The organism is Paenisporosarcina sp. NPDC076907 (assembly GCF_050269735.1).
GTDB lineage: Bacteria > Bacillota > Bacilli > Bacillales_A > Planococcaceae > Paenisporosarcina.
Genome location: NZ_JBNNIX010000003.1, coordinates 138319 through 158556, shown reverse-complemented (window position 1 = coordinate 158556; position 20238 = coordinate 138319). Strand labels below are relative to the sequence as shown.

The 20238-nt window shown below is 39.7% G+C and carries 20 protein-coding genes; 12 read left to right on the top strand and 8 right to left on the bottom strand.

Going from position 1 to position 20238, the window contains the following annotated elements; genetic code table 11:
* Positions 1–60: 60 nt before the first annotated feature.
* The gene (locus tag ACQKEV_RS12345; RefSeq protein ID WP_427446496.1) at positions 61–975 is read left to right on the top strand and encodes a cation diffusion facilitator family transporter; all 915 of its coding nucleotides are present in this window, start codon (positions 61–63) and stop codon (positions 973–975) included.
* Between the two features lie 96 nt (positions 976–1071).
* Here ACQKEV_RS12345 and tatC read toward each other — a convergent pair whose 3' ends face one another.
* The 6 genes from tatC to ACQKEV_RS12315 form a co-directional block, all read right to left on the bottom strand.
* Positions 1072–1773, bottom strand: coding sequence for a twin-arginine translocase subunit TatC (tatC, locus tag ACQKEV_RS12340; protein ID WP_427446494.1), 702 nt, complete (start codon positions 1771–1773; stop codon positions 1072–1074).
* Positions 1774–1820: 47 nt separating this feature from the next.
* Positions 1821–2021, bottom strand: a complete 201-nt coding sequence (locus tag ACQKEV_RS12335) for a twin-arginine translocase TatA/TatE family subunit (RefSeq protein ID WP_427446492.1) — start codon at positions 2019–2021, stop codon at positions 1821–1823.
* 34 nt (positions 2022–2055) lie between these two features.
* Positions 2056–2295, bottom strand: a complete 240-nt coding sequence (locus ACQKEV_RS12330) for a transcriptional regulator (RefSeq protein WP_427457903.1) — start codon at positions 2293–2295, stop codon at positions 2056–2058.
* 20 nt (positions 2296–2315) lie between these two features.
* A complete protein-coding gene (locus ACQKEV_RS12325; protein ID WP_427446488.1) occupies positions 2316–3485 on the bottom strand; it encodes a ZIP family metal transporter in 1170 nt (389 codons plus the stop codon).
* A gap of 14 nt (positions 3486–3499) precedes the next feature.
* Positions 3500–4513 carry a multicopper oxidase domain-containing protein gene (locus tag ACQKEV_RS12320; protein WP_427446486.1) on the bottom strand — a complete coding sequence of 338 codons (1014 nt, stop codon included), beginning with the start codon at positions 4511–4513 and terminating at the stop codon, positions 3500–3502.
* 316 nt (positions 4514–4829) lie between these two features.
* On the bottom strand, positions 4830–5606 hold the full coding sequence (locus tag ACQKEV_RS12315; RefSeq protein WP_427446484.1) for an enoyl-CoA hydratase-related protein: 777 nt from the start codon (positions 5604–5606) through the stop codon (positions 4830–4832).
* Positions 5607–5722: 116 nt separating this feature from the next.
* On the opposite strand from ACQKEV_RS12315, the gene ACQKEV_RS12310 reads away from it, so the two are divergent.
* Both ACQKEV_RS12310 and ACQKEV_RS12305 read left to right on the top strand, forming a co-directional pair.
* Positions 5723–7345, top strand: a complete 1623-nt coding sequence (locus ACQKEV_RS12310; protein WP_427446482.1) for an ABC1 kinase family protein — start codon at positions 5723–5725, stop codon at positions 7343–7345.
* A gap of 196 nt (positions 7346–7541) precedes the next feature.
* Positions 7542–7907 carry a hypothetical protein gene (locus ACQKEV_RS12305; RefSeq protein WP_427446480.1) on the top strand — a complete coding sequence of 122 codons (366 nt, stop codon included), beginning with the start codon at positions 7542–7544 and terminating at the stop codon, positions 7905–7907.
* 58 nt (positions 7908–7965) lie between these two features.
* Here ACQKEV_RS12305 and ACQKEV_RS12300 read toward each other — a convergent pair whose 3' ends face one another.
* On the bottom strand, positions 7966–8514 hold the full coding sequence (locus ACQKEV_RS12300; protein ID WP_427446478.1) for a competence protein ComK: 549 nt from the start codon (positions 8512–8514) through the stop codon (positions 7966–7968).
* A 186-nt stretch (positions 8515–8700) separates the two neighbouring features.
* Between ACQKEV_RS12300 and ACQKEV_RS12295 the strand changes: the two genes are divergently transcribed.
* The 4 genes from ACQKEV_RS12295 (at position 8701) to ACQKEV_RS12280 (ending at position 15270) form a co-directional block, all read left to right on the top strand.
* Positions 8701–8940: an IDEAL domain-containing protein gene (locus tag ACQKEV_RS12295; RefSeq protein WP_269926605.1), complete on the top strand. Its 240-nt coding sequence runs from the start codon at positions 8701–8703 to the stop codon at positions 8938–8940.
* 201 nt (positions 8941–9141) lie between these two features.
* Positions 9142–11124 (top strand): excinuclease ABC subunit UvrB, encoded by a 1983-nt coding sequence (gene uvrB / locus ACQKEV_RS12290; protein WP_427446476.1) that lies wholly within the window; start codon positions 9142–9144, stop codon positions 11122–11124.
* Positions 11125–11130: 6 nt separating this feature from the next.
* Positions 11131–14031, top strand: a complete 2901-nt coding sequence (gene uvrA, locus ACQKEV_RS12285; protein WP_427446474.1) for an excinuclease ABC subunit UvrA — start codon at positions 11131–11133, stop codon at positions 14029–14031.
* A gap of 78 nt (positions 14032–14109) precedes the next feature.
* Positions 14110–15270 carry a DUF4097 family beta strand repeat-containing protein gene (locus ACQKEV_RS12280; RefSeq protein ID WP_427446472.1) on the top strand — a complete coding sequence of 387 codons (1161 nt, stop codon included), beginning with the start codon at positions 14110–14112 and terminating at the stop codon, positions 15268–15270.
* A 47-nt stretch (positions 15271–15317) separates the two neighbouring features.
* On the opposite strand, the gene ACQKEV_RS12275 is transcribed toward ACQKEV_RS12280, so the two are convergent.
* A complete protein-coding gene (locus ACQKEV_RS12275; RefSeq protein WP_427446470.1) occupies positions 15318–15863 on the bottom strand; it encodes an N-acetylmuramoyl-L-alanine amidase in 546 nt (181 codons plus the stop codon).
* A gap of 383 nt (positions 15864–16246) precedes the next feature.
* Here ACQKEV_RS12275 and hprK point away from each other — a divergent pair, with 383 nt between their 5' ends.
* From hprK to ACQKEV_RS12250, 5 genes are read left to right on the top strand one after another with little or no spacing between them, the layout of a single operon-like run.
* Positions 16247–17182: an HPr(Ser) kinase/phosphatase gene (hprK, locus tag ACQKEV_RS12270; RefSeq protein WP_424471636.1), complete on the top strand. Its 936-nt coding sequence runs from the start codon at positions 16247–16249 to the stop codon at positions 17180–17182.
* Between the two features lie 27 nt (positions 17183–17209).
* Positions 17210–18022, top strand: coding sequence for a prolipoprotein diacylglyceryl transferase (gene lgt, locus ACQKEV_RS12265; RefSeq protein WP_427446467.1), 813 nt, complete (start codon positions 17210–17212; stop codon positions 18020–18022).
* Between the two features lie 17 nt (positions 18023–18039).
* Positions 18040–18978, top strand: a complete 939-nt coding sequence (locus ACQKEV_RS12260; protein WP_427446465.1) for a nucleoside recognition domain-containing protein — start codon at positions 18040–18042, stop codon at positions 18976–18978.
* Positions 18975–19631 carry a pyrophosphatase PpaX gene (ppaX, locus tag ACQKEV_RS12255; RefSeq protein WP_427446463.1) on the top strand — a complete coding sequence of 219 codons (657 nt, stop codon included), beginning with the start codon at positions 18975–18977 and terminating at the stop codon, positions 19629–19631. Before ACQKEV_RS12260 ends, ppaX begins: the two co-directional genes overlap by 4 nt.
* The gene (locus ACQKEV_RS12250; protein ID WP_427446461.1) at positions 19628–20155 is read left to right on the top strand and encodes an acyltransferase; all 528 of its coding nucleotides are present in this window, start codon (positions 19628–19630) and stop codon (positions 20153–20155) included. Before ppaX ends, ACQKEV_RS12250 begins: the two co-directional genes overlap by 4 nt.
* Positions 20156–20238 lie beyond the last annotated feature (83 nt).

Here is a 20238-nt window from a genome sequence, read left to right as displayed (position 1 = left end):
TTTAGAGAGAATGAGGATAACTAAAGATAGTATCAAATTAAAATGGGTGGGGTAAATTCGATGGGACATAAGAATGATCATGGGCACAGTCATTTTAATGAAAAAAGAGAAGGCAATAGAAAAGGATTAATCATTGCATTAATCATTACCACAAGTATTATGTTATTGGAATTCTTCGGGGGTTTGGTGACAAATAGCTTAGCGCTACTGTCAGATAGTGGTCATATGCTTTCAGATGCAAGTTCTCTTGCGTTAAGTTTAATCGCACTATGGTTTGCGAGTAGAAAGCCTTCATCTCAAAAAACTTTTGGGTATTACAGGTTTGAAATATTGGCTGCATTGTTCAACGGCTTTACGTTATTTTTGATTTCAGGCTTTATTGTCTATGAAGCAATCCAACGATTTAATGATCCGCCGACTGTTGCAAGTGGAACAATGATGATTATTGCCTTCATTGGCTTGTCTGCAAATGCGTTAAGCGCTTGGTTCTTAATCAAAACTGCCGATGTGAAAGATAACATCAATTTAAAGAGTGCCTATTTGCATATTATTGGTGACGCCCTTGGCTCAGTAGGTGCACTGCTTGCAGGGGTATGCATGTATTTATTTGATTGGTACATTGCGGATCCAATCATATCCGTTCTTGTTGCTTTATTAATTTTAAAAAGTGCTTGGGGAGTGCTCAAACAAAGTATTCACATATTAATGGAGGGCTCACCTCCAATGATGAATATTAAAGAGATTGGACAAGTATTAGAAAATATTGATGGTGTCAAAAATGTTCATGATCTTCATATATGGACAATTACATCAGGGCTGGATTCGTTAACCTGTCACATGTTAATCGAAGATGACAGGGATGAACAAATCGTTTTGCAACAGGCGATTAATCTTGTAAAAGAAAAATATAAAATTGAACACACGACCATACAAATTGAAAAATCAATTCTTGAACACACGGAACTCGAAGTGTAGATTATTAGTTAAAATTAGAAATGCACAAAGCCTTAAATTGGCTTTGTGCATTTTTTGAAGTTTTTTGATTAAAAGTCAATTAGTATAATTTATTTTTTACTGGCGTTTATAAACAAGTTTTGAAAGCGTGATACTGCTCTCATATAAAAGTAATAAGGGAATAATCACAAGAATATCTGACAAAAAATCAGGTGGTGTTATTAAAACTGATGTAATAATTAATATGAAGTACGCATATTTCCTGATTTTCTGTAGAAGGTATGGATTAATTATTCCTAAGCTCGTTAAAAACATAATCACAACCGGAAGTTCAAACAAAAATCCAAAGGGTAATGTCATGTTAATCAAAAAACGAAAATATTTTTCTGTTGTGAAAAAAGTAATGAACATATCATTTGATAATGACATCATAAAATTCAGTACCAAAGGAAACAGAATGAAATAACCAAAACTAATGCCAACAATAAATAATATAAATAAAGCTGGTACATATGCAATAGTCACTTTACGCTCTTTTAAAGTCAAACCAGGGCTAACGTATCGCCAAACTTGATATGCAGCTACAGGCATGGTAACTGCGAAAGCGGCAACACTGGCAAGGAGTAAATACACCATCAATATATCACTTGGTCCTAGTAAGGCTAATTTAAATGGCAAATCTTTGACGAGAAGGTGATAAATATCTCCCACGAAAATGAATGCCAAGAAAAAGAATAATAGAAAAAATCCTAATGTGATAATGATGGCTCTACGTAATTCTTCTAAGTGTTGAACGACTTTCATATTTTGACCTTTCATTCAATAACCCCCATGAAAAAAAGGTGTATGTCTAAAATTACACTGCCTTATTTCAGTTCTTTATTTTCTGATTCCTGGGTTTTCCCTAAACTTGTATCGTCTGATAATAAATCTTTAGTTGAATTTTTAAACTCTCTTATTGTTGATCCGAATGCTTTACCTATTTCAGGCAATTTAGAAGGTCCGAAAATAACTAGAGCAATGATTAATACCAATACTAATCCTGGTATTCCTATATTTTGAATCATGATATCCTCCACCTTTCATATTAAAAACATGTATCTAGTAAAATTCTTTTGCAAAAAAATCTTTCAAATCAATATCTTTTCCAAGTGTTTTTAATCCCTTATTTACTTTAGCAATTGTTGAAAGTCTAGGGAGGTAATTTTGATCTTTGCAAAGTTTAGAAATTGTTACGTAACTGATATCGGAAGCTTTTTCTAATGCACTAATAGTTAAATCCTCTTGTTTATCTAGCCAAAGGCCAAAGTTACTCCTTGATTTATGAACGTTACTTCGCAATTTCCTCATCTCGCTACTATTTAATATTTAACAAAAAAGGCTGTAAGATACATGATTAATAGACCTATAGTAAAACCACTGAAGTTCAACCAAGATACAGTTGGTTCCAAATGTTTTTTATGATCGTTTATTAACATTTTAGTTATGACATAAATTACTTGTAAAATGGCACCTGCGCCAATCCCTAAGAACAATGCTCCGAGAATTGGGGAAAAAATAAATCCACCAAACCAAGTTCCAATGATTGCTGGAGCTCCTGCTATTAATCCTAGTAATACAAAGTCTCGTATCCTAGGTTTAATCTTCAACAATGGAGCTGCTATGCCGATACCTTCAGTAATATTATGAAGCGTAAAGCCAATGACTAAAAATGTTCCTAGTGCAGCTTCGCCAAGAGAAAACGAAGTACCGATAGCCAGACCTTCCCCAAAGTTATGGAGTCCGATTCCGACAGCCATTAATAAAGCGATATTAAAAGGAGAAGAAGCTTTCAATGTTTGTTTTTTCTGTTGATACTGGTCAAATCCAATTAATAATAAGAAAGTAAGAACCGCACCTAGCATTACCACCATAGTACCTTGCAAGACTGCAGGCGCTTCAGCACCAATTTCGATGCCATCTGCCAATGTACCAATAAATAAGAAGAGAAGTAACCCAACGGTAAGAGCAAGAATGGCGTTAATCCATTTTCGTGAGAAACGTTTCATGAATGGATACCACAATAAACCTAATGTAATGGGGACAATTCCTACATAAAACCCAATAAACCCGTAATTAATAAAATTGCTCCAACTTCTTTCTGGAGTGAGTGTCGCAGCTGCAATTTCACCTTCTGTAATAATTCCATTTTCAGTAATTATCTTGATTACATGTGGATCGCCTTGCACCCAAGGGTAATTAATTGTGATTTTTCCTTCCTCAAATCGTTTAAATGTTTCTGATGGAGAGACACTAAAATTCCAGATTGAATCATTTACTATTACTTGAGAGATTGTGAGGGGCTCTGGTCCTGTATTACTGATTGATAATTCAAACCCACTGTATGTCGTGTTAATTCGCTCAATATTTAGTACTTCGATTGGGGCGGCTGGATCTTTTTCAATACCAGCACCATTTATCATCACCCAAGCAACTACTGCCACTAGCAGCAATAGGGGAATTAACCCCGAAATAATCCATTTAACTTTCATCTATTAACCCTCCTTCACTCTACTTCGAAAAATCCCATCCAGCCTAACTCAGCGAACTCACTAACATGAGCATGAAACATATACTTTCCTGTATACGGAAAACGCACTTCCAAAATCCCACGCTCACCCTGACATTGCATAATTGTATCTGTAAATTGTGAAGGATTATCGTTTCGTCCAGTTGGATAATACGTAAAGTAATTAGCATGTAAGTGGAAAGAATTTAGTAAGTCGAATTCAGTTAAATTACTTAGGTAAATTCGGATAAGTTGATCTTTTTTAATTTTAATAGGATGGTTCATAAATGCATTCGCGTATCCATTCACTGTATAAAATTCGTTTTCACCGTCTAAATCCAAATCAAATCCATTCATGACCATGTTCAATTCTAAAGCTGGTTCTCTTGGCTTTTTAGGATCGATAATAAAATTACCGTACAAACCTTTATGAATATGTCTGGCTAACGGTAAGACATGACAGTGGTAAATCTGTAATCCATAAGGTTTTGCTTCAAATTCATACGTGAATGTCTGTCCGGGATAAATGGGCTCCAATCCATCCATCTCTGGAGGATGAATACCATGAAAATGAATCGAATGAGGATGACTGCCTTTATTTATAAAGTGGAAACGTAGAAGATCACCCTCTGTACAACGAAAAGTCGGTCCAGGGATCGTTCCGTTATAAGTCCAACCAGGAAACTTAATTCCTTTTGCAATTTCGATTTCTTTATCGATTGCCTCAACTTCATAAACTCGTAACGTTTGCCCATTCGGCAAAACACTTACCTTTCCATAATCAAACTCTGTAAGAGCTTTTTCAGCCATTTTATAGCCTTCGCTCTTTGATGTATCGGTCATATTATTACCATGGTTCATGTTGTTGTGTTTATTACCAGCATGTGTTGCCGCCTGTACCGCAGGTGTTAGACCCGTAAGTGTATTTAAAAAATAACTTCCTGCTATCCCAATAACTCCTGCAGAACCTAACTTTAGAATATCGCGTCTAGAAAAATTGGTTTCAGCCATCTTTTTTTATCCCCCTCAATAAAGTTTCCTTAAGGAAAGTTTATGGTTGTTTGAATTAGTTTATGCCTTGACAATTTTTTTTGTCAATATTTTTTTTGATTCTCAGTAGTGAAACAGCTAACAGTAGTAAAAAAATTATGGTGTAGCAAAATGAATTCGAAGCAATAACAAAAAAGCACCATGAATTATTATTCAAGATGCTTTTTTATGAATTTTTTCTATGAATCTTTTTAACGACTTCGAAAAAGAAGACATGAATTTCAAGTATAAAAATAGCTACTCCAAAGAATAAAATCTCTGGAGTAGCTGTTTTTTGTCATTTACCTTTAAAGACTGGTTTCCTTTTCTCTCCAAAAGCAATCAATGCTTCGACACGGTCTTCAGTCGGAATTGTTATTTCGTACGCTTTGCGTTCAATGTTCAGGCCAGTATGTAAATCAGCGTTCATGCCGTGTTTGATGGCAAATTTCGCTTGTTGTACGGCGATTGGACCGTTCGCTAAAATCAAATTGGCGAATTTCCCTGTTTCCTCAAGCAAACTTCCACGGGACACTACTTTTGTTAAAACACCGTAAGCCAGTGCTTCATCAGCGGTTAAGCGACGGGCAGTCAGGATTAATTCAAGGGCCTTAGCTTCTCCGATCAAACGAGGCAAACGCTGGGTGCCACCAGCTCCTGGTATAATCGCTAAGCTCGTTTCAGTCAAACCAAGTAGAATATCATCGGATGCAATTCGGAAATCGCATGCAAGAGCAAGTTCCATCCCTCCGCCAAAAGAGTGACCATTGATCATGGCAATCGTAGGTTGTGGCAAGTTTTCGATGGCTGAGAACACTTCACCGATTTTGTAGATATTGCGTTTTACTTGTTGTTCTGTCAAAGTTTTGCGTTCTTTTAAATCTGCACCTACGCTAAATGCTTTTTCACCTGAACCTGTAAAAACAACAAGACGAATGTCCGGGTTGATGCGAATGGCTTCTGCAACCTGCCCAAGTTCTCTCAACATATCATAATTAAAGGCGTTCATAGAGTCCGGACGATTAAGTGTGATGATCGCTAAATTGCCGTTTTGTTCGTAACGAATAGTTTCCATCGTAATTCCCCCTTATAATGTTCACAATTTTGAAAGTTTTTCCCCTTCAAAACATATCACTTTTTGGACGTTGTCGCCATCACTCTCTATAATGATAGGCAAAGGAGGCGCTTGAAATGGAACGTTTAGCAATTTACCGGATTTATCGCATTGTCTGGATGTCCGTAAAGTTTTTTACACAAGTAACGCTTTTTCAGCGCCGCTATAAAGGTCGTTTTACACCGGCTGTCAATGAAAAATGGGAGCGGCTTGTCACGAGGCAAGCGAAAGAATATAAAAGAACAGCCCTCAAACTTGGCGGATTAATGATTAAAATGGGACAGTTTTTATCAACACGTGCGGACATCATGCCGCCTTCATTTATTGCAGAGCTGGAAGGGTTGACCGACCGTGTACCTGCTGTTCCGAGAGCAAGAGCTATTGAACTTTTGGAACAGGAATGGAATGCAGTTCATACGGATACGGTCATGAATCTATCGGATAAACCCGTTGCTTCTGCATCAATCGGCGAAGTATATAAAGGTAAACTGAAAGACGGTACGCCTGTTGCGGTAAAAATCCAACGGCCGGATATCGAACGCATTTTACGTGCCGATTTTCGGGCCATGAAAATTGTGATTTGGCTGGCCAAACGTTTCACGGCTTTTGGCAAACAAATCAATTTCAATTTGTTGTATAGCGAGATGGTTAATACGATTGGAGCAGAGCTTAATTTTTTACAGGAACTGCGCAATGGTCGCAGCTTTGCGGACCGTTTCGCAACGATGCCAGGTGTCCGTTTTCCTGTGTATTATGATGAATTTTCTACACGTCGTGTTCTTGTGATGGAATGGATTGAAGGTGCCCGTATCACTGACCTTGCATTTATTGATGCGAATGGGATAAACCGGCACGATCTATCAGAACGATTGTTTCGTTTGTTTTTAGAACAAGTGCTGGACGGTGGACAATTCCATGCGGATCCACACGGTGGGAATATCTTGATTAAACCTGATGGCACGATTGTGTTGATTGATTTCGGAATGGTCGGTTCTATTAGCAGAGAGGAAGCCCGTTCTGTTTTGAAAGTTGTCGAAGGAGTTCTGCTCAAACAATATGATCGGGTATTGGATGGTCTCGAAGAGTTGAGATTCTTGTTGCCTCAGGCAGATCGCCGTTTACTGGCAGATGCAATTGCCAGAGTGGTTGCAGCGTATGAATCAGAAGAATTGACGCAAATGGACAGTTTTGTGGTAGACCGATTACTGGATGATTTAAAAGGAATTGTGCGTACGCAACCCGTTCAACTACCTGCGGAATTTGCCTTTTTCGGGCGGGCAGTTTCGACGTTTATAGGAGTTCTTCATGTTCTGAATCCAAAAGTGGATTTACTGGCAATTGCCCGTCCACGTGTTCTTGAATGGGCGACGACCCAAAAAGATGGGGACAAATCATTTTCGAAAGAGGATGCTGTTCGTTTTGCATTAAATGCTATCGGACCATTGCGTGATTTCCCGCAAAAAGTACTTACTTTCCTGGATGAACCGACAAGAATGCGCGAATATATGCAAATTCGGGATGCAGAATCCAAAATGGAACGATACCGACTGCAAACTAGAATGTTTGCCGGCATCATTTCGGTTTTGTCCTTGGTGACTGGATTTTACGCGATATGGGATGAACATTCTCCATTAATGGTGGCGTCCGGGATATTCTTTTTTGCTTCCGCATGGGTGTATAAGGGGAAATCATATAATTAAGAACGAACCATCTCTTGTGAGGTGGTTTTTTTGATGTTTTTTTATATCGTTTTGCTGATGTCATCTCACGTTAAGGTTAACTTAAGTGAGATACAGCAACACTTTCAGTAAAATTCCCCTGAATTTCCACTTGTATTTTTTTGAAATGAGCGTACAATATAAAATACGAACAAACGTTCTTTAAGGAGGCGAAAACATGCCGCTCATTCCATCTGAAAGTTTACCCTATTTTGAAAAAATGATTTATCTTCCTATGGTATTGACCATTTTGGAGCGCGATCGGGAGAGTGTTGAAAAAGGCCCATTCAAGTTGAAAAGACCTTATGTTGCGATGATTGATCAAGCAGTGAAGGAAGCGCAGCGTGAATTGAAGGATACAAAGCTTTATTTGCGCCAACACAACATGAAAGTCATCCGGGGAAATCACGATGACACCTTTACCGAATATGTTTTTTTTCATGGTGGATACGAAGAGCATCGCCGCTATTTGAACGTACGATTGCGCAATCGGGTTGAGGAGTTGCTTAGTGTGTATCTGTCAATTGCAAAACAGGCGAATTGATGGAGGACAGAATAAAATAATAAGCCCTTGCAGGAAGCAAAGGGCTTAAATATATGTATTATCTTTTAGGATTTTTACGGGTTGGCAAATATGTAAGTTTTGACTGCGAAAAAGGATGGTTCATTTGATCACGTGTTTTTTGAAAGTGATTCGTCAGGAAATGGGAAAGTACAAATTGTCTGCACATGGTTGAATACGAAACATTAACCGGCAGGACTTGAGAATTAGTAAAGTGTACTAAACATTGGTTGTGGGAATTAATTGAATAGCTATCGATAGCAGAAAAGGAAATCCAAATGTTTCCCTCTGATTCGGCTGATAGGGTTGGCATCATGATTAAAGGAACTCCGAAATCATGTGAAATCATGAGAGGGAGCTTATGTAAATGCCCGATGGATTCACGAGAGAAAAAAGTAGCAAGCTTATATGAATTTCCATAAAAAATGAGTGATTTTTTTATGATTGCGCTTGGCTTCATTTTAACTAGAAATTCAATATGGTTTTCAATGACTCGAGTATAAAGTTTGTTTTCAATCCAGATCGGTACAAGTGCAATTGTATTAAATGAAACGAGATAATTCGATGCAGCAGAGAATTTTTTGTCCATCCATTCACATCCCCTATAGTAGACTACAAACCCTATTATAGAGAAATTTGGAAATTATGCAAGACTGATTGACTAATTTTTATAAATATTAAGAAAAAATAAATCATAGAGAATTTTCAGAAAAAACATTTGCAACTTCCTGGGTTTTTTATTTATAATAGAAAAAAGGCATCCGAGGTGATTGCAATGGATAAGTATTATTCATATGCTGATTTTCTGAAAGCGATGGGGCGAAATCAGACCGTTAGTGAAGCAGAAAAATTGTTGAACGATATTTACATGGACTTGTTTTTAAACCATGTCCATCGCGAACAACGAAAAGAACGCTTGCTGACCCTGATTGATGGTGCGCTCGATCTGAAAGATAAAGAATCGTTTGTGGCATATACAAGCGAATTACGTCAGTTGCAACAAGAAAGTGTGTAAATTTCAGTTCCTATAGACTTGTGAATCATCCGCTCTTAGCGAAGGGCGGATTTTATTTTTTTGTCAGAAAAACATACGTTCGCTTTTTATTCGTGTTCCATTGGGGAATATGATAAAATATGGACATTAAATAAAAGTAGTTTGAACCACGCTTGCTATAACAAAAGTAGCGCTTTTCGCTTTATATACAAGGAGGAAATTATGGTAGAGAAATTTGATTTGCAAGCTCCTTACAAACCAGACGGCGACCAACCTCAGGCGATTCGAGAATTGATACAAGGAATCGAAGAAGGTCGGAAATACCAGACGTTGCTTGGTGCAACAGGGACAGGTAAAACATTTACCGTGTCAAATGTAGTAACGGAAATTAAAAAGCCGACATTGGTTATGGCTCACAATAAAACACTCGCTGGACAACTTTACAGTGAGTTCAAAGAATTCTTCCCAAATAATGCAGTAGAGTACTTTGTCAGTTTCTATGATTACTATCAACCGGAAGCCTACGTGCCTCAAACTGATACGTATATCGAGAAAGATTCCAGTATTAATGAAGAAATTGATAAGTTGCGTCACTCAGCAACCTCATCTTTATTTGAACGTGAGGATGTATTAATTGTTGCATCTGTATCATGTATTTATGGTTTGGGGAATCCGGAAGAATATCGGGAAATGGTCTTGTCTTTACGTAAAGGAATGGAAATCGAACGCAATCAATTACTTCGTCGATTGGTCGATATTCAATATGAAAGAAACGATATGAATTTCGTCCGCGGTAAGTTCCGTGTGCGAGGAGATGTTGTTGAAATTTTTCCAGCCTCCCGTGACGAACGATGCATCCGCGTGGAGTTTTTCGGTGATGAAGTTGACCGTATTCGTGAAGTGGATGCATTAACAGGTGAAATCATCGGCGATCGTGAACATGTCGCAATTTTCCCGAACTCCCACTTCGTTACCAGAGAAGAAAAATTACTAAAAGCGATTGAAAATATTGAAATCGAATTAGAGCAGCAACTGAAGGTTCTCCGCGGCGAAGATAAATTGCTAGAAGCTCAGCGACTCGAACAGCGTACCAGATACGACTTGGAAATGATGCGCGAAATGGGCTTTTGTTCAGGAATTGAAAACTACTCACGACATTTAACATTACGTGAACCAGGAGCAACCCCTTATACATTATTGGACTACTTCCCAGACGACTTCCTAATGGTCGTCGATGAAAGCCACGTAACATTACCCCAGGTAAGGGGAATGTTCAACGGGGACCAAGCACGAAAGAAAGTGCTGGTAGACCATGGGTTCCGTTTGCCATCAGCAATGGATAACAGACCCTTAACATTCCAGGAATTTGAGGGACATATGAATCAAGCTATATTCGTGTCGGCAACGCCAGGTCCGTATGAACTGGAACACACGCCAGACATGGTTGAGCAAATCATTAGACCGACTGGCTTGTTAGACCCTACAATCGATGTCCGACCAATCGAAGGTCAAATTGATGATTTGATTGATGAAATCCGTCAACGGACAGAACGCAACGAACGGGTTCTTGTCACCACATTAACGAAAAAAATGTCTGAGGATTTGACCGATTATTTAAAAGAAATCGGTATCAAAGTTAACTACTTGCACTCTGAGATTAAAACGCTCGAGCGAATCGAAATAATCCGCGAACTTCGCATGGGTACGTATGATGTACTGATTGGAATCAACTTGCTAAGGGAAGGACTCGATATACCGGAAGTGTCCCTAGTGACAATTTTGGACGCGGACAAAGAAGGGTTTTTACGTTCCGAACGCTCACTTATTCAAACGATTGGACGTGCAGCCCGTAATGCGAATGGTCATGTTATTATGTATGCCGACCGCATGACAGATTCGATGACAAAAGCAATCGGTGAAACACAGCGACGTCGTAATATCCAGATTGAATATAACGAAAAACATGGCATTACCCCTCAAACGATTCAGAAGAAAATTCGCGATGTTATTCGTGCTTCTCATAATGCAGAAGAAACATCGACATATATGGAAAAAGTAACAAAAGGTAAGAAGTTGACCAAAGACGAGAAAGCGACATTGCTGTTGACTTTGGAAAAAGAAATGAAAGATGCGGCGAAAGCGCTCGATTTCGAACGTGCAGCTGAACTGCGTGACACGATTTTGGAACTGAAAGCGGAAGGATGAACCGATTTGAAAAACCAGGAAATTCGTATACAAGGTGCACGTGCACATAATTTAAAAAACGTAGATTTAACCATTCCGCGCGATAAGCTTGTCGTCATGACGGGCTTGTCTGGGTCTGGTAAATCATCGCTTGCTTTCGACACAATTTATGCAGAAGGACAACGACGTTATGTTGAGTCTTTATCTGCCTATGCACGTCAGTTTTTAGGTCAGATGGATAAGCCGGATGTGGATGCCATCGAAGGATTGTCACCAGCCATTTCAATCGACCAAAAAACAACTAGCCGTAATCCTCGTTCCACTGTGGGTACGGTTACAGAGATCTACGATTATTTACGACTGTTATTTGCACGTGTCGGGAAGCCGATTTGTCCAACCCATGGAACTGAAATTACATCCCAGACGATTGAACAGATGGTCGACCGGTTGATGGAGTTCCCGGAAAGAACACGCATGCAGATTTTAGCGCCAATTGTCTCTGGCCGTAAAGGAACTCATGCGAAAATGCTGGAAGATGTGAAGAAACAAGGCTATGTTCGAGTTCGTGTAAACGGTGATTTAATGGACCTCGATGATGATATTAATCTCGAGAAAAATAAAAAGCATGATATTGAAATTGTCATCGACCGTGTAGTCATGAAAGATGATATTGCAGCTCGACTGGCCGATTCGTTGGAATCAGCATTAAGATTGGCAGATGGTCGGGTATTGATTGATGTAATGGAACACGAGGAGATACTATTCAGTGAACATCATGCATGTCCAATTTGTGGTTTTTCAATTGGTGAACTGGAACCACGCATGTTTTCTTTCAATAGCCCATTCGGAGCGTGTCCGGAATGTGATGGTCTTGGCACGAAGCTTGAGGTAGACCCCGAGCTTGTTATTCCTGACTGGACAAGGTCGTTAAATGAAGGAGCAATAGCCCCGTGGGAACCGACCAGTTCTCAATACTATCCTCAACTTCTGGCAGCGGTGTGTAAACATTACAAAATAGATATGAATAAACCTGTTGAAAAATTGCCAAAAGAAAAAATGGACAAGATTCTTCATGGATCTGGACAAGATAAAATACGATTCCGTTATGAAAATGATTTTGGACAAGTTCGAGATAATGATATTTATTTCGAAGGCGTATTAAAAAACATTGAACGTCGCTATAAAGAAACATCTTCGGATTATATTCGTGAGCAAATGGAAAAATATATGGCCCAGCAAGATTGCCCAACATGTGAAGGCTATCGATTGAAACCAGAAACTTTGGCAGTAAAAGTAGCTTCATTGCATGTCGGACAAGTAACTGCATTTTCAATTCAAGAAGCAGATGCCTTTTTTAAATCACTGGAGTTATCCGAAAAAGACATGCAAATTGCACGACTCATTTTACGCGAAATACATGAACGACTTGGCTTCCTTATTAACGTAGGTCTGGATTATTTAACATTAAGTCGTGCTGCTGGAACATTGTCAGGTGGAGAAGCTCAGCGGATCCGTTTAGCGACTCAAATTGGTTCCCGTTTAACAGGTGTATTGTACATTTTGGACGAGCCTTCCATTGGATTACATCAACGGGATAATGATCGTTTAATTTCAACGCTTAAAAATATGAGGGATATTGGCAATACGTTAATTGTGGTCGAACATGATGAAGATACGATGATGGCTGCCGATTACTTAATTGATGTGGGTCCTGGTGCGGGTGTTCATGGTGGTGAAATCGTGGCTTCCGGAACACCGGCTCAAGTCATGAAAAATACGAAGTCCATTACAGGACAATATTTAAGTGGCAAGAAATTCATTCCTCTGCCTACTGAGCGCAGAAAACCCGATGGTCGCATGATAACCATCAAGGGTGCGACTGAAAATAATCTGAAAAATGTCACTGTGGATATTCCTCTTGGCGTTTTCACTTCAGTTACGGGTGTTTCTGGTTCAGGAAAAAGTACGCTTATTAATGAAATCTTGCACAAATCACTTGCCCAGAAGTTGAACCGTGCAAAAGCGAAGCCGGGGCAACACATAGAAGTCACTGGAATTGAACAATTGGAAAAAGTCATTGATATTGACCAGTCTCCGATTGGACGAACACCAAGATCTAACCCAGCTACCTATACTGGGGTATTCGATGATATTCGAGATGTCTATGCATCAACGAATGAAGCGAAAGTGCGTGGCTACAAAAAAGGAAGATTCAGTTTCAACGTCAAAGGTGGACGTTGTGAAGCGTGTCGTGGAGACGGCATCATCAAAATTGAGATGCATTTTTTACCGGATGTCTATGTGCCATGTGAAATCTGTCATGGCAAACGTTACAACCGTGAAACACTGGAAGTGAAGTACAAGGATAAAAATATTGCCGACGTACTGAAAATGACAGTGGAAGACGGTCTTAAATTCTTTGAAAACATTCCGAAAATCAGCCGTAAACTTCAGACAATCGTCGATGTAGGTCTTGGTTATATGGAATTGGGACAACCTGCCACGACATTATCTGGTGGTGAAGCACAGCGTGTAAAACTCGCTTCCGAATTGCATAAACGCTCAAACGGCAAATCCTTTTACATTTTGGATGAACCGACAACTGGACTGCATGCACATGATATTGCCCGTTTATTAGTAGTTTTACAGAGATTGGTTGAAAGCGGGGATACTGTTTTAGTGATCGAGCATAATTTAGATGTGATAAAGACTTCCGATTACTTGATTGATTTAGGTCCTGAAGGTGGGGACAAAGGCGGTACCATATTAGCGGTAGGTACTCCTGAAGAAATCGCGGCCGTTAAGAAGTCCTATACGGGTCGCTATTTAAAACCTGTGCTCGAACGAGATCGTCAGCGCATGGACGAACAAATTGAAAAAGCTTCAACGAAGAAAAAGGCTAAAAAAGAGGCAGTTGCTGCTAAATGAAACCTTTTAGTGGATGAACCGTATGTATAAGGGAAGAACAAAGTTCCGCGCAAAGCGGCTTTGAAGGAGGCCAACTATATGCAAGAAGAACGTAAACGCATTTTAGATCTAGTTGAAAAAGGAACGATTTCTGCTCAGGAAGCGTTGATATTGCTAGAGGCTCTTGGGAATGAAAAAGCGACAGCTGGTGCATCAGCATATACTGAGTCTAAGCAGTCAGACATGCATAGACATTCCACTCATACAAGTTCAGAAACACATAACAAGAAATCATCATCCTCTCAAGCAGAAGATTTTATGGAAGATATTAAAAGAGATTTTACGCAATTCAGCGACCGTTTGATGCAATTTATGCAAACGGCTGTCGGTAAAATGAAAGCATTTGATTTCGATATGCCTTTCGGTGAACCGAACGAATTTCATCATTCTTTTACTCTAGATAAAGCAGAATTTAAAGAAGTATCTGTCGACATTGCAAATGGAAAGTTCGAAATCTATCCATCACAAGATGGTCAAGTACGAGCAGAATGTCACGTGAAAGTTTATCGAGCTCCATCTGAAGAAGAAGGTAAGAAAGAGTTCTTAGAGAAATTTGTATTTGTCGTGGACCAACAAAGATTGCGAATGATTAGTGACTTGAAAACAACTTCTGTCAATGTTGTTTTGTACGTGCCAAAACAAATGTATGATTCCATATCGGTTCGTTTGTTCAATGGTGCTTTTATTGGCAAACATCTTGAAGTTGGACGTTTTAAAGTCAAAACGGCAAATGGCAAGATAGATTTGAAAAATGTTCAATTGGAGGACGGAGAAGTCCAGACTGCCAATGGTGCCATTAATATAAAAGACGCAAAAGGAAACAAAGTTGAAGCGGAAACCATCAATGGTCGTATTTACATTGATGGCCATTTAAAAGATATTGACGCACAGTCTGTGAATGGTCATGTCGTTGTGACCACAAAAAATCCAGATGCCCGCAAAGTTGAAGGTCGTGCAGTAGCCGGTGCAGTAGAAATATATGTCCCTTCCACTGTTGGTTTGCAGGGGGAAGTTGCTTCGAATTTCGGTAAAATGGACGTTTCTTTGCCGGATGTGACACGATTAAATGAACAAGAGCACTTCTTGCAAAAAAATATACGTTTCACAAAAGAAATCGCAGATTCAACAGCAGCTCCTCTGTATATAAAAGGAGAAGCAAAAACTGGTTCTATCCTAGTACGCTATACAACAGCTGAATAAAAAAAATCCCCAAATCGACCATAAATCGATTTGGGGATTTTTTTGTACTATTTCAACGAACACAATATCCCAAAAACGATGGCTTGTGCACATTGCTGTTGATAATTAATGCTTTTAAGTAGATTTGCTTCTTCTTTATTCGTCATAAATCCACATTCCACTAATATGGCAGGCATCGCTGTATCCCGAAGCACGGCAAAGTCTGCTTTTTTAACCCCCCGATTTTTTCTCCCAGTACGCATGATCAAAGCTTCTTGGACACAAGTAGCCATTCTGGTTGAAGTTTCGTTTGCGTGTAACCAAGTATAGGTTTCGATGCCCTCTGATGCATTCCAGTGGTTTCCGAAAGCATTCGCATGAATGGATACAAATGCATCGACTTTCAATTTGTTCGCTAAAGATATGCGTTCTGAAAGTGACACATCCCGAGAGTGATCATGTGAAAAAATGACGGTAAATCCTACTGTAGTTAAAAGTTTTTTTACACATATAGCGGTGGCTTCATTAAATGTGAACTCTCTTAAGGTTCCATCGGGTGAGCGTTTACCTGGTGTTTCTGGACCGTGACCTGCATCAATAATTATTTTCTTCAATAGTCATCCCTCCTAAAGGTTACATAGGGAAAATGAAAGAAAAGGGATAACTTCGGGCGAATATATTTCATTTCTTCAATGTTAAAGAGATTTCTAGCTCCCAATCAGAGCCCGCACAAACGATGGATCCAAAGAGTTTGGGACAAAAGACGTTGTGAAATATATAGCGTAAGCCAATCACTTTTGCGACGAGTAATCGCAGGAGATGCACGGGGGGTGTCACTCAAGTAAACTTCCTTCTTAACATCTAGTGAAAGCAACCTTCACATCTAACCTTTTAGCGGCGATGAGGAGCAGGACGGCACTTTGCGCTTTTCTTAAAGTGCATGCTAAAATATAGGACATAACGTATAATTCGAATTTCGAAGAAAGCAGGTGATAGTTTGGTACAAGTCACGACGAAAGATGTAATGGATATGTTCGACTTGAAACTCGTCAGTGGTCAAGAAGGAATCGGCCGACATATCGCCGTCAGCGATATATCTCGACCTGGATTGGAAATGGCCGGTTATTTCACACATTATCCGGCAAATCGTGTACAACTACTTGGAAAAACAGAACTGTCATTTTATGATATGTTGCTGCCTCACGAACGAATAGAACGCATGAAAAAGTTATGCTCTCCGGATACACCAGCCATTATTGTTTCTCATGATATGAAAGTGCCGGAAGAACTGAAGAATGCTTCAAATGAAGAGCATGTGCCAGTGTTGACCGCAAAAATGGCAACTACACGTTTTTCCAGTTTGCTGACCAACTTTTTGGAAAGTAAGCTCGCACCGACAACTGCAGTGCACGGCGTTTTGGTCGATATTTATGGAGTTGGCGTCTTGATCACAGGGAAAAGTGGTGTCGGGAAAAGTGAGACAGCACTGGAACTTGTTAAAAGAGGTCATCGTCTGGTGGCAGACGATTGTGTGGAAATCAGGCAGGAAGCTGAAAATACGCTTGTAGGAAATGCACCGAAACTGATTGAACACTTACTTGAAATTCGTGGACTGGGTATCATTGACATTATGACTTTGTTCGGAGCAAGTGCAATACGAAGTTTTAAACGAATTTCACTTGTCATTGATTTAGAGATCTGGGATCCCCAAAAGACTTATGACCGTTTAGGACTAGAGGAAGAAAAAATGAAAATTATTGATACTGACCTGCACAAGCTGACCATTCCCGTTCGACCTGGTCGGAACTTAGCAGTTATTATTGAAGTGGCATCGATGAATCATCGTTTAAAACGAATGGGAGTCAATGCGGCAGAGGAATTTTCCAATCGTCTGAACGATGTCATCAGTCAAAATGAAGACGCTACATATTAAGAGCAGAAAGCTTGGAAGGGGTACAACATGAATTTTTTACTTGGAGCAATTGATCCAATCGCGATTTCGCTTGGACCGATTTCAGTACGATGGTATGGCGTAATCATCGCTTTTGGAATTGTCTTGGCATTCTTGGTAGCACAGCGCGAAATGGTCAAACGAGGTTTTCACGAAGAGTTTTTAACGGATTTATTGATTTGGGCTGTTCCATTGGCAATTTTGGGCGCACGTCTCTATTATGTACTATTTAAATGGGAAGATTATGCGGGAAGTCCTGGTAATATCCTTAAAGTATGGGAAGGCGGCCTTGCTATACACGGAGCATTGATTGCTTCTTTCATTACCGCATATGTATTTACGAAAAGACGTAAAGTATCGTTCTTGAAACTGGCAGATGTGGTAGCACCGAGTATCCTGATTGGTCAAACAGTCGGACGTTGGGGCAATTTTATGAACCAGGAAGCACACGGTGGTCCCGTATCACGAGCTTTCCTAGAGAACATGTTTCTGCCGGAATGGATCATCAACCAAATGCGCATTGATGGAGTATATTATCATCCGACGTTTTTATACGAATCTATTTGGAACTTCACAGGAGTAGTCATCTTGATTTTATTGCGTCGAGTAAACTTGCTGCGTGGAGAAATGTTCATGTTCTATCTCATCTGGTATTCAGTGGGACGCTTCTTTATTGAAGGAATGCGCACGGACAGTTTGTATTTAATCGGGGAACTCCGTACGGCACAAGTAGTGTCAATCGCTACGGTTGTTGTTGCACTCATAATTATTATTTACCGTCGCCTGACGATTAAAGAACCTGTGCGTTATAAAGACGCATAAGTAAGGATGTACAAAACATGTCTACGATAAAAAATGGACTGCTGGCGGGACTCAGTACAACCTGGACGCTTAGCAAAATTATATTTCCAATTACCTTGTTACTGGTCATTTTGCAATTTACCCCAGTTCTACCATGGATTATTGACTTTGTTTCTCCTGTCATGGGCATATTTGGATTACGCGGTGATGCCGCGATTCCACTGGTCTTAGGAAACGCGCTTAATTTGTACGCAGGGATTGCCGGGATTCTGTCACTAGAATTGACCGTGAAAGAAGTCTTTATTTTGGCGGTCATGTTGTCGTTTTCTCATAATATTTTCATAGAAACGGGAGTGGCATTAAAAGTTGGCGTTAAATTATGGGTTGTTTTACTCGTAAGGTTTGGACTCGCAGCCATATCCGCAATTGTCATAAACTTAGTGTGGTCCGGTGGATCGGATATTGCTCAATACGGCATGGCTCCAAAAATGGCTTCAATTCCTGAGGGCTGGATGGAAATTGTTTTACTAGGATTACAAAAAGCGAGCTTTGGGGTATTGCAGCTCGCAATGATAGTGATCCCTTTAATGATTATTATTCAATACTTAAAAGATAAACAATACTTACAGAAGTTTTCGCAAAAACTGGCACCATTTACAAAGTTGCTCGGCATTGAACCGAATGCTTCTATGACACTCGTCTCCGGGTTGGTGATTGGCTTGGCGTTTGGGGCAGGTGTCATGATTCAAGCAGTTCAGGAGGATGGGGTCAGTAAGAAAGATGCTACGCTGGTCTTTATCTTTTTAGTCGCCTGTCACGCAGTTGTGGAAGATACCCTTATCTTTCTTCCTCTTGGAATACCGATTTGGCCATTAATCTTATTAAGGCTGGGGATTGCTTTTGTATTGACCATCACGGTCGCTGTGTTATGGAAACGAGCTGAACAAACGAAAAGAAAGGAAGTGCTGACTTCATGAAATCTAAACCCATAACTACGCTTCTTTTCGATTTTGACGGGACGTTGCTGGATACGAATGAGCTTATCATTCAAACTTTTTTAAGTGTGTTAGGAAAGCGTTACCCAGGTCGGTTTGCGAGAGAAGATGTCATTCATTTTTTAGGTCCTTCATTAAAAGAGACGTTTGATGGCATTGACGCGTCATTAAGCGAAGAGTTGATTAAAGAATATCGTGCATGGAATTTGGAAATGCATGATCAAATGGTTGTTGAATTCGAAGGTGTATCAGAAACACTTCGTATCCTTAAGGCACGTGGAATCAAAATGGCGATTGTCTCAACGAAGAGACAAGGTATGATTCAACGTGGTTTGAAGCTGATGGACATTGAAGATATTTTTGAAGTTGTAATTGGAATTGATGATGTGGTAAATGTAAAACCAGACCCTGAACCACTTCTTTTGGCACTTGAACGTTTGGATGCAACGAAAGAAGAGGCTTTAATGATCGGGGATAACTCCCATGATATCGAGGGTGGTCATAATGCAGGTGTGAGAACAGCCGGTGTTGCTTGGACTGCTAAAGGCGAAGCATATTTAGCCACTTTTAACCCAACCTATATGTTGCAACATATTACGGACCTGCTTGAAATTGTGGACGGACCATCTTCATGAGAAGGACGGAACGATATCCAGTTGAAGGCGCAAACTCTTTGTGGCATATTTACCAGACCGTGCCTTTCTTGAAAGTGATGAAAAATTTTGTCGTTATTCAACTGGGTAGATACAGTCCTTCATTGCCACTGAAAAATTTTCTCTATCGACGTTTTTTACATATGAAAGTAGGAGATCAAACTTCATTTGCTTTGATGGTTATGCCAGACGTCATGTTTCCTGAGAGAATTACGATTGGTGAGAATTCCATTATTGGTTATAATACAACGATTTTGGCTCATGAGTACTTAATTGACGAATATCGTATCGGAGACGTCATAATTGGGAATCGTGTTCTTATAGGAGCGAATTCAACTATATTACCAGGGGTTCATATTGGTGACGGGGCAATCGTTTCTGCCGCCACGCTCGTTCATCAGGATGTGCCTGCAGGTAGTTTTGTTGGCGGAAATCCCATGAAAATTATATACACAGCAGAAGAAATGGCGGCACGTCGCCATATACAACAAGAAAAGACCTCATGAAGAGTATTCCAACGCTTCATGAGGTCTTTTGTATTGACGCACTGTAGTAGTTACGTTAAAATATATTTTATTTCATCGTACTA